Consider the following 8,410-nt stretch of genomic DNA (forward strand, 5'->3'; position numbering starts at 1 on the left):
ACCGGCAGGCAGAGCGCGGCCCCCGCGAGCGCGGGCAGGGCCAGCAGCGGGGTCAGCCGCAGGCCGCCCGCCCCGACCACGACGGCGACCAGCAGCGGGGCGGCGGCGAAGCCCAGGTTCCCGCCCAGCGAGAACCAGGCCATCCCCCGGTGGACGCCGAGGCCGCCCTGCGCGCCCTGGGCCCGCTGCGCCGCCAGCCGGGCCACCCGGGCCGACTCCGGATGGTAGGCCGCCACCCCGACCCCGGACAGCGCCACGAAGGCCAGCGTCAGCCCGTACGAGCCGCTCACCCCGCTCAGCGCGATGCCCGCGCCGCCCAGCAGCGTGCTGACCGGCAGCAGCCAGAGCAGCGGACGACGGTCGGTGAGCGCGCCGAACAGCGGCTGGGCCACCGAGGAGAGCAGCGAGGCGGCGAGCACCACCCCGGACACGGCGGCGTAGCCGTAGTGGCGTTCGGCCACGAAGAAAGGCACCAGGGCGGCCACCGCGCCCTGGTAGACGTCCACACAGGAGTGCCCGACGGAGAGCAACAGGATCGACCGGCGGTCGGAGTTCTTCGGCATGCCGCCAGCCTCGGGCCCGCACACCCTGTCGGGCTTCCGGTAACCTGCCAGCCGATGCCGAGAATCCGCCATGATCCCGTCGCCTCGACCGAGGCCAGGCTGCTCCCCTCCGGCGACGCCATCGACGCGCACCGGCACGACGACCACCAGATCGCCTACGCCGCCCGCGGCGTGCTGAGCATCACCACCGACGCCGGCTCCTGGGTCGCCCCCGGCGACCGCGCGCTGTGGATCCCGGCCGGCACCGTCCACGCCCACCAGGCCCACGGCGAACTCGAACTCCACCTGGTCGGCCTGCCCGCCGCCGACAACCCGCTCGGCCTGGACCGACCGACCGTCCTCGCCGTCGGCCCGCTGCTGCGCGAACTGATCGTCGCCTACACCTGTGCCCCCGGACAGGACAGCCCCGAACGCGCCCGGCTGCGCGCCGTCCTGCTCGACCAGCTGCGCGCCTCGCCCCAGCAGCCGCTCCACCTGCCCACCCCCGCCACACCCCTGCTGCGGGCACTGTGCGCGCTGCTGGAGGCCGACCCGGCCGACGGCCGCACGCTCGCCGCGCTCGGCCGCGCCGTCGGCGCCAGCGACCGCACGCTGTCCCGGCTGTTCCGCGCCGACCTCGGCATGACCTTCCCCCAGTGGCGCACCCAACTGCGCCTGCACCACGCCCTGGTGCTGCTCGCCGAGGGGCTGCCCGTCACCACCGTGGCGCACCGCTGCGGCTGGGCCTCGGCCAGCGCCTTCATCGACGTGTTCCGCCGCGCCTTCGGGCACACCCCGGGCGGGCACGCGCCGCGCTGAACACCGTTGTCGGTGCGCGGTGGCAGGCTGGGGGCATGTGCGGCCGCTTCGTCTCCACCACCACGCCCCAGGATCTCGTCACGCTGCTCGGAGAGCTCCGGTGGGACCCGGCCGAGACCTTCGCGCCGAGCTGGAACGTCGCCCCGACCGACCCCGTCCCGGCCGTCCTGGAACGCGTCGACCACGAGACCGGCGAGCTGCTGCGCCAGCTGCGGCCGCTGCGCTGGGGCCTGGTCCCGTCCTGGTCCAAGGACCCGTCCGGCGGCGCCCGCATGATCAACGCCCGCTCGGAGACCGTCGACACCAAGCCCGCCTTCCGCAAGGCCTTCACCGCCCGCCGCTGCGTGATCCCCGCCGACGGCTACTTCGAGTGGCGCGAGGTCCCCACCGAGGGGGACCGCAGGAAGTACAAGCAGCCGTACTTCCTCAGCACAGGCGGCGTGATGCTGATGGCCGGCCTCTACGAGTTCTGGCGCGACCGCACCCGCCCCGAGGACGACCCGCTCGCCTGGCTGGCCACCGCCACCGTCATCACCACCGACGCCACCGACTCCGCCGGCCGCGTCCACGACCGGATGCCCCTCACCGTCGCCCCCGACGACCTCGCCGGCTGGCTCTCCCCCGCCCACACCGACCCCGCCGAACTCCACCACCTGCTGCGCCGCCCCGCCGACGGCGACCTGCGCGTGCGCGCCGTCCCCACCACCGTCAACAGTGTCCGCAACAACGGCCCCGAGCTGCTCGGCTCGGCCCCGGACCCACTGGGGCTGGCGGACTGACCCCGGACCCAGGACCACCGCGACGTCGAGGCGATCACCCGGCGGGACGGGCTGATCCGGGAGGTGCGGGCGACTCCGTAGCCGGTCACTGAGCCGGGGGTGCTCACTCCGTGATCGTCCGGACGGTGCTGGTGGGCGGCCTCAGCCGGATCAGCCGCGGAAGCGGCGGGCCCTGAGGTACTCGCGGGCCAGCAGGCGCAGCGCGCCCGGTTTGCCGGGGCTCGCCGAGCGGCGCAGCAGGGCGCCGAGGTCGGCGCGGGCGGCGGCACTGGTGAGTTCCTCGACGCCGACGATGCAGCGGACCATCGGCCGGTGCGCGGGCGGCACCCGGTCGATGACGGCCCTGCCCTCGGCGAGGGTGCGGTCGGCCCGGTCCAGCAGGGCGCCGAGCAGCGCCCGTACGGTGGGCAGGTCGCGGGCCTGCTCCAGGTCGGCTCGGGTGACGCCGTGCTCGGCGAGGTCCTGCCCGGGAATGTTCAGCCGGCCGTCCGCGAGGTCCTCGGCGAGGTCGTTGACGAAGTCGAGGCGCTGGCTGCCGTCGATGAAGGTGCGGCAGGCCGCCCGGTACTCGCTCTGGTCGCCGTCCGGGCCGATCAGTGCGGCGACCACCATGAAGCCGGGCAGCGAGTACCCGTCGACGTAGGCCTGGTAGTCCTGCTCGGTGGCGAATCCGGTGAAGTCCAGGTCGGCGCCGGTCGCGGCGAGGAAGTCCAGCACCCGGTCCCGCAGGACGGGGTGGGCGTCGATGCTGTGCAGCAGGGGGCGCAGCTCGGGGTCGTCGGTGCGGCCGGTGGCGAGGCTGTCGGTGACCTGCCGCTGCCAGCGGGCGGACGCCGCCCGGCGTTCGGCGAGCGGGCCGCTGTCGAGCAGGGTGTCGGTGCGGTGCATGAACGCGGTGGCCGCGAGCACGTGCGGGACCATCCGCGCGGGCAGCAGCAGGTCGGCGGCGAGCATGGCCTCCCGCCGGTACCGGGCGACCTGCTCGCGCTGCCGGCCGTAGTCGGCCCGCAGACCGGCCTCCCGCACCCCGGCCGCGTCCAGCGCCCGCTCCCACCTGCCCACTCGGTCCCACCCCATCGCTTGTTCGACGGGGCCGAGCGTAGCCGGTGGGAGCCGGACGGCCTATTCGGGACCGAGGGCCCGCGGCGTACGAGCCTGCGGCGTGCGTGCCCGAGGCGTGCAGCCCCGCGCCCTACGGACCCCGGCGCCGGGTCAGCCCTGGCGGATGGTGGCGAACCCGCAGGCCGGGGTGCAGAGGGTGACGATGCCGCTGTAGCGGTGGGTGGTGCGGCCCCGGGTGACGCTGTGCGTCGTGTGCTTCTCCCGCAGGTTGGGCTCCCGGCAGCGCGGGCAGGCGGCGCCGACCGGCCCGCCCCAGGGGCGGTTCGGGTTGAGCTTGGCGATCGAGACGGCCATCAGGACGGCGCCCAGGCCCGCGGCACCGAAGCCGATCACCCGCCACACCCCGCTCCCGGACTCCCGACGGTCGATCATCTCGTCGTAGGAGTAGGTGCCCCCACCGCCGCGGCTGGACCAGATCCGGCACTCGCTGTGCCGGGTCATGGTCTTGCCGTCGCAGGTCGGCGGGGTGTCCGGGTCCGCCTTGCCGACGGCCAGGGCCAGGAAGAAGCCGAGGGCGATCAGCAGGCCGAACAGGACCACGGCGACGGTCCTGCTGCGGCCGCTGTGCAGCCTCCTGCGCTCGTTGTACGCCGTGTCGATCACAGTGTGGGCCATGCTGCCCCCGTCGACCGTCAACGCTCTGCTCCTGGTGTCCGTACCGCTCCCCCCGGCCCGTCCTCGCGGGCCGGAGGTCCCCCTCGGCGAGGGAGCGAGAAGAACCCACCATGATCGACGGGCTTCCGTACCGGACTTGGGAAGAGTTTGACCATTCAGTGATCTGTCGTGACCGAAGCCAGGTACGCGGCGGCCTTCGCCGGGTCGAGGAACCAGTCGCCGAGGTCCGCCGGGTCGTCGAAGCCGTTGGCGAACCGGTCGGCCACGGCCTGCACCTGCCCTCCCGCGCCGAGGAGTCGGAGGACGTGCGGGGGCGGCGGGGCGAGCATCGCGTTGGTCCAGGTGGTGACGGGGCCGGCGATCCGCCAGAAGCCGTCGAAGGCGGCCTGTTGGAACTCCCGGTCGAAGGGCTTGTCGCCGTGGGCGAGGATCGCCTCCAGGTAGCCGGCCGCGCACTTGGCGGCGCAGTTCGAACCCTGGCCGGTGATCGGGTCGTTGAGCACGACCACGTCCGCGACGCCCAGCACCGCGGCACCGCCGGGCAGTTCGCCGACCGGGTGACGCACCGCCGGGGTGAACCGCCCGGCCAGCGTCGCCCCCGCGTCGGTCAGTTCGACGCCCGAGCGGGTGCGGTCGTACTCCCAGGGGAGGAAGGTCCTCATCAACTCCAGTGTCACCCGCAGGTGTTCGGCCGGGTCACGGATCCCGTCGAAGGCGTCCACCGGACCACCGGGCTGGGCCTCCCAGAGCAGGATGTCGCACGGCCCGTCCGCGGTCAGCGCCGGCATCACGAAGAACTCCCCGACGCCCGGCACCACGTTGCAGCGCACCGCCCGGAAGTCGTGCTCGGGGCGCGGTCCGAGCCCGTGCACATAGGCGGCGGCCAGCGCGCGCTGCGGCCGCTCGTGCGGGGAGCGCACGAGGTCGTGCTCGAACAGCGAGGCCAGCGCGCCCTTCCCGGAGGCAACCAGCACCAGGTCATACGAACCGGCCAGGTGCTGGAGGTCGGCGGCGGTCACCCGGCGCAGCTCGACCCGGCCGCCGCGCTCGGCGAACAGCTCCAGCCAGGTGGACATCTTCAGCCGCTGGTCGACGGACTGGGCGTAGCCGTCCAGCCGCCCGACCCAGTCGATCACCCGCTCCGAACCGGGCCCCGCGACCGACACCCCGACGCCCTCGATCCTGGGCGCCCGGTCGGCCCACAGGTCCAGCCCGAGGGCACGCTCGGTGCGCAGTGCGGAGTCGAACATGCACTGGGAGGACATCACCCGCCCGCCGCGCACCTCCTCCGGGCCGCGATCGGTCAGCACCGTCACGTCGTAGCCGTGGGCCTGGAGCCCCAGGGCCAGTTGGAGTCCGGCCTGTCCGGCGCCGACGATCAGAACTCTGCGCATCGCCCCTGCTCTCCTGGTGGTACGTCCCGGACGGCGGCCCGTGCCACCCGGCCGCCACCGGCCTGCATACCAGGCATCACCGCTCCCGTCCACGGGCCGTGCCGACGGCCCGCCGACACCGTCACGACTCCCCGCCACCAGGCCCTCCCGCCACCAGCCGATCGCCCAACGCACTACGGCGGTACAGCACATGGCGGCCGTCCCGGGCGCGGGCGAGCAGGGCGGCCGTGGGCGGGGCCGGGGCACGCGGCGGGGGGGGGGAGCACCCGGGGGGGGGGGGGGGGGGCGTTCTCGGCGCCGCCGAGCGGCCGCAGCGCGGCGCGGATCACGCCGCCGCCGTCGGTCCAGCCGGTGACGTCGGGGGCGAGCAGTTCCAGCATCCGGTTGAGGTCGCCGCCGACGCTGGCCGCCATGAACTCGTCGGTGGCACGGCGGCGCAGCTCGGGCGGGGCGTCGTAGCGCGGCCGGCGGGCGCGCACGTGCGCCCTGGCCCGGCTGCCGACCTGGCGGCAGGCGGCCTCGGTACGGTCCAGGGCCTCGGCGATCTCCTGGTAGGAGAAGCCGAAGGCCTCCTTGAGCACGAACACCGCCCGCTCCAGCGGGGACAGGCTCTCCAGCACCACCAGCAGCGCGACCGAGACGCTCTCCGCCCGCTCCACGCCGTCGGTCGCGTCCGGCTCGGTGACCAGCGGCTCGGGCAGCCACGGACCGACGTAGGACTCGCGGCGGACGGCGGCCGAGTCCAGCTTGTTGAGCGCGAGGTTGGTGACTGTACGGGCCAGGAAGGCGCCGGGGCCGGCGACCGGACCGGTGACCCCGCTCCAGCGCAGCCAGGTGTCCTGGACCAGGTCCTCGGCGTCGGCGACGCTGCCGAGCATCCGGTAGGCGATGCCGAAGACCATCCGCCGGTACCGCTCGAAGTCGGCGAGACGGGTGTCGGCCGGCCTGGCGTCGCTCTGCCGGGCGTCGTCCTGCCGGGTGTCGTCCTGCCCGTGGTCGTGGGTGTCGGTCACCCGCGCGACGCTACCGCACGGTAGCCGCGGCGCTCAGCCCCGGAAGGCCTCGTAGGCGGGGGCGAGCAGGACGGCGAGGTCGCGGCCGTGCACGGTGATGCCGGAGCGGCCGAGGCGGCGCAGCGAGGGTTCGTCCGGGCCGTCCTCCTCCGGCGGGGCGGGGCGCAGGGTGAAGTCGCCGCGCCAGTAGGCGGCGACGTTGACGGCGGGCGGTCTCGGTTCGTCGGTCACGCGTCCTCCTCGGCCACGGCGTCCTCCCGGGTGAGGGCGACCAGTTCGCGCAGCGCCTCGGCCGGCAGGTCGGTGAGCCAGCGCTCCCCCTCCCCCACCACCGCATCGGCCAACGAGCGCTTGGCGGCGAGGAGTTCGTCGATCCGCTCCTCGACGGTGCCGACGCAGACCAGCCGGCGGACCTGGACGTCCCGGCGCTGGCCGATCCGGAAGGCGCGGTCGGTGGCCTGCTCCTCGACCGCCGGGTTCCACCAGCGGTCCAGGTGGATCACCTGGTTGGCGGCGGTCAGGTTGAGGCCGGTCCCGCCGGCCCGCAGCGAGAGTAGGAACACCCGTGGCCCGTCCGGAGACTGGAAGCGGTCCACCAGCTCCTCGCGGCGCGCCCTGGACAGGCCGCCGTGCAGGTACAGCACCTCCTCGCCGAGCCGGCGCTCCAGGTACGGGCGGAGCATCGCCCCGAACTCGGCGTACTGGGTGAAGACCAGCGTCCGGTCGCCCTCGGCCAGCGCCTCCTCCAGCAGTTCGGCCAGCCGGGCGACCTTGCCCGAGCGTCCGCCCACCACCGAGCCGTCGTGCAGCAGTTGGGCCGGGTGGTTGCAGACCTGCTTGAGCTTGCCGATCGCGGCCAGCACCGTGCCGCGCCGCTCCACGCCCCGGATGCCCTCGACCCGCCGCAGCAGGTCGGCGACCACCGCCTGGTACAGGCCGGCCTGCTCGGCGGTGAGGTTGCACCAGACGGTCATCTCCTGCTTGGCGGGCAGCTCGGCCGCCACCGCCGGGTCGGACTTGACCCGGCGGAGTACGAACGGGGCGGTGCGGCGCAGGAGTTCGGCGGTGCGCTCGGGGCTGCGGTGCAGCTCGACCGGGATCGCGTAGCGCTCCTTGAAGCGCTCGGCCGGGCCGAGCAGGCCGGGGTTGGCGAAGTCCAGGACGGCGTGCAGCTCGGCGAGCCGGTTCTCCACCGGGGTGCCGGTGAGCGCGATCCGGTGCCGGGTGACGGGCAGCGCGCGGATCGCCCTGGACTGCGCGGTGCCGGTGTTCTTGATGTGCTGGGCCTCGTCCGCGACCACCCGGCGCCAGCGGATCGCCCGCAGGGCGGCGAGGTCGCGCTGGACCAGCCCGTAGGTGGTGATGACCAGGTCCACGCCCCGTACGGCTGCGGCGAGTTGCTCCGCCCCGAGGCGGCCGGCGCCGTGGTGGACGTACCGCCGCAGGCCGGGGGCGAAGCGCTCGGTCTCCCGCTGCCAGTTGCCGACCAGGGACATCGGGCAGACCAGCAGGGTGGGGCCGGTGGCACCGGCGGCTCCCTCGGTGGCCAGCAGGGCGAGGGTCTGGACGGTCTTGCCGAGGCCCATGTCGTCGGCCAGCACGGCGCCGAGGCCGAGCTCCGACATGGTCCGCAGCCAGGCCAGTCCGCGCTCCTGGTACGGGCGCAGCACGGCCCGGAAGTCCGGCGGCAGCTCCGGCGGCGGAGCGGCACCGGCCTGCCCGGCGAGCAGGTCGCCGAGCGGGCCGTCCACGCTGACGCCGGTGACCGGCAGCCCGGCGACCGTCGGCTCCGGATCGAGGGCGAGGCGCAGCAGGTCGGCGGCGGCGAGCACGCCGTCGCGCCGGTCGGCGAGGAAGGCGAGCGCGGCGGCGATCTGGTCCGGGTCGGCCTCCAGCCAGGTGCCCCGCACCCGGACCAACCCCTGTTTGGCGGCGGCGAGTTCGGCCAGTTCCTGCTCGGTGAGCGGGCTGCCCTCCGGGCCGAGCGCGGCCTGCCAGCGGAAGTCGACCACGGCGTCCCGGTCCACCTGACTCGTGACCGCGAGCGAGCCGGGCGCGGGCGGGGTGGTGGCGCGCAGCGCGAGCCCGAGCCGGGGGCGGCGGCGCCACCAGGCGGGCAGCAGCAC

General features: G+C 74.9%; 9 protein-coding genes. 2 read left to right on the forward strand and 7 right to left on the reverse strand.

What is annotated here, in order from left to right:
• Nucleotides 1–563: MFS transporter (locus tag BU198_RS14600; RefSeq protein ID WP_411293192.1), on the reverse strand; the 563-nt coding region annotated here is incomplete at its 3' end.
• 54 nt (nucleotides 564–617) lie between these two features.
• Between BU198_RS14600 and BU198_RS14605 the strand changes: the two genes are divergently transcribed.
• Together BU198_RS14605 and BU198_RS14610 are read left to right on the forward strand one after the other, a co-directional pair.
• On the forward strand, nucleotides 618–1,361 hold the full coding sequence (locus BU198_RS14605; RefSeq protein WP_188297276.1) for an AraC family transcriptional regulator: 744 nt from the start codon (nucleotides 618–620) through the stop codon (nucleotides 1,359–1,361).
• Between the two features lie 35 nt (nucleotides 1,362–1,396).
• Complete coding sequence (locus tag BU198_RS14610) at nucleotides 1,397–2,140, forward strand: SOS response-associated peptidase (protein ID WP_188297277.1); 744 nt, start codon at nucleotides 1,397–1,399, stop codon at nucleotides 2,138–2,140.
• Nucleotides 2,141–2,290: 150 nt separating this feature from the next.
• Here the strand turns inward: BU198_RS14610 and BU198_RS14615 are convergent, their stop codons facing one another.
• From BU198_RS14615 to BU198_RS14640, 6 genes are all read right to left on the reverse strand, one after another.
• Entirely contained in the window at nucleotides 2,291–3,202 is a 912-nt protein-coding gene (locus BU198_RS14615; protein ID WP_188297278.1) for a phytoene/squalene synthase family protein, read from the reverse strand.
• Between the two features lie 150 nt (nucleotides 3,203–3,352).
• Nucleotides 3,353–3,877, reverse strand: coding sequence for a hypothetical protein (locus BU198_RS14620; RefSeq protein WP_188297279.1), 525 nt, complete (start codon nucleotides 3,875–3,877; stop codon nucleotides 3,353–3,355).
• Between the two features lie 155 nt (nucleotides 3,878–4,032).
• Nucleotides 4,033–5,271 carry a styrene monooxygenase/indole monooxygenase family protein gene (locus tag BU198_RS14625; RefSeq protein WP_188297280.1) on the reverse strand — a complete coding sequence of 413 codons (1,239 nt, stop codon included), beginning with the start codon at nucleotides 5,269–5,271 and terminating at the stop codon, nucleotides 4,033–4,035.
• A gap of 173 nt (nucleotides 5,272–5,444) precedes the next feature.
• Nucleotides 5,445–6,173, reverse strand: coding sequence for a sigma-70 family RNA polymerase sigma factor (locus tag BU198_RS14630; RefSeq protein WP_188297283.1), 729 nt, complete (start codon nucleotides 6,171–6,173; stop codon nucleotides 5,445–5,447).
• Nucleotides 6,174–6,317: 144 nt separating this feature from the next.
• A complete protein-coding gene (locus tag BU198_RS14635) occupies nucleotides 6,318–6,515 on the reverse strand; it encodes a hypothetical protein (RefSeq protein WP_188297281.1) in 198 nt (65 codons plus the stop codon).
• Nucleotides 6,512–8,410 (reverse strand): DEAD/DEAH box helicase (locus BU198_RS14640; RefSeq protein WP_188297282.1); only part of this gene is annotated, 1,899 nt, incomplete at its 5' end. The genes BU198_RS14635 and BU198_RS14640, both read right to left, overlap by 4 nt.

It is taken from the genome of Streptomyces sp. CBMA156 (assembly GCF_014596515.1).
In the GTDB taxonomy this organism is placed as follows: domain Bacteria; phylum Actinomycetota; class Actinomycetes; order Streptomycetales; family Streptomycetaceae; genus Kitasatospora.

What these genes read in the sequence shown, in the direction of transcription:
- BU198_RS14605 (WP_188297276.1), top strand. Translation starts at nt 618, where the DNA reads ATGCCGAGAATCCGCCATGATCCCGTCGCCTCGACCGAGGCCAGGCTG.
- BU198_RS14610 (WP_188297277.1), top strand. Translation starts at nt 1,397, where the DNA reads ATGTGCGGCCGCTTCGTCTCCACCACCACGCCCCAGGATCTCGTCACG.
- BU198_RS14620 (WP_188297279.1), bottom strand. Translation starts at nt 3,877, where the DNA reads ATGGCCCACACTGTGATCGACACGGCGTACAACGAGCGCAGGAGGCTG.
- BU198_RS14625 (WP_188297280.1), bottom strand. Translation starts at nt 5,271, where the DNA reads ATGCGCAGAGTTCTGATCGTCGGCGCCGGACAGGCCGGACTCCAACTG.
- BU198_RS14630 (WP_188297283.1), bottom strand. Translation starts at nt 6,173, where the DNA reads ATGGTCTTCGGCATCGCCTACCGGATGCTCGGCAGCGTCGCCGACGCC.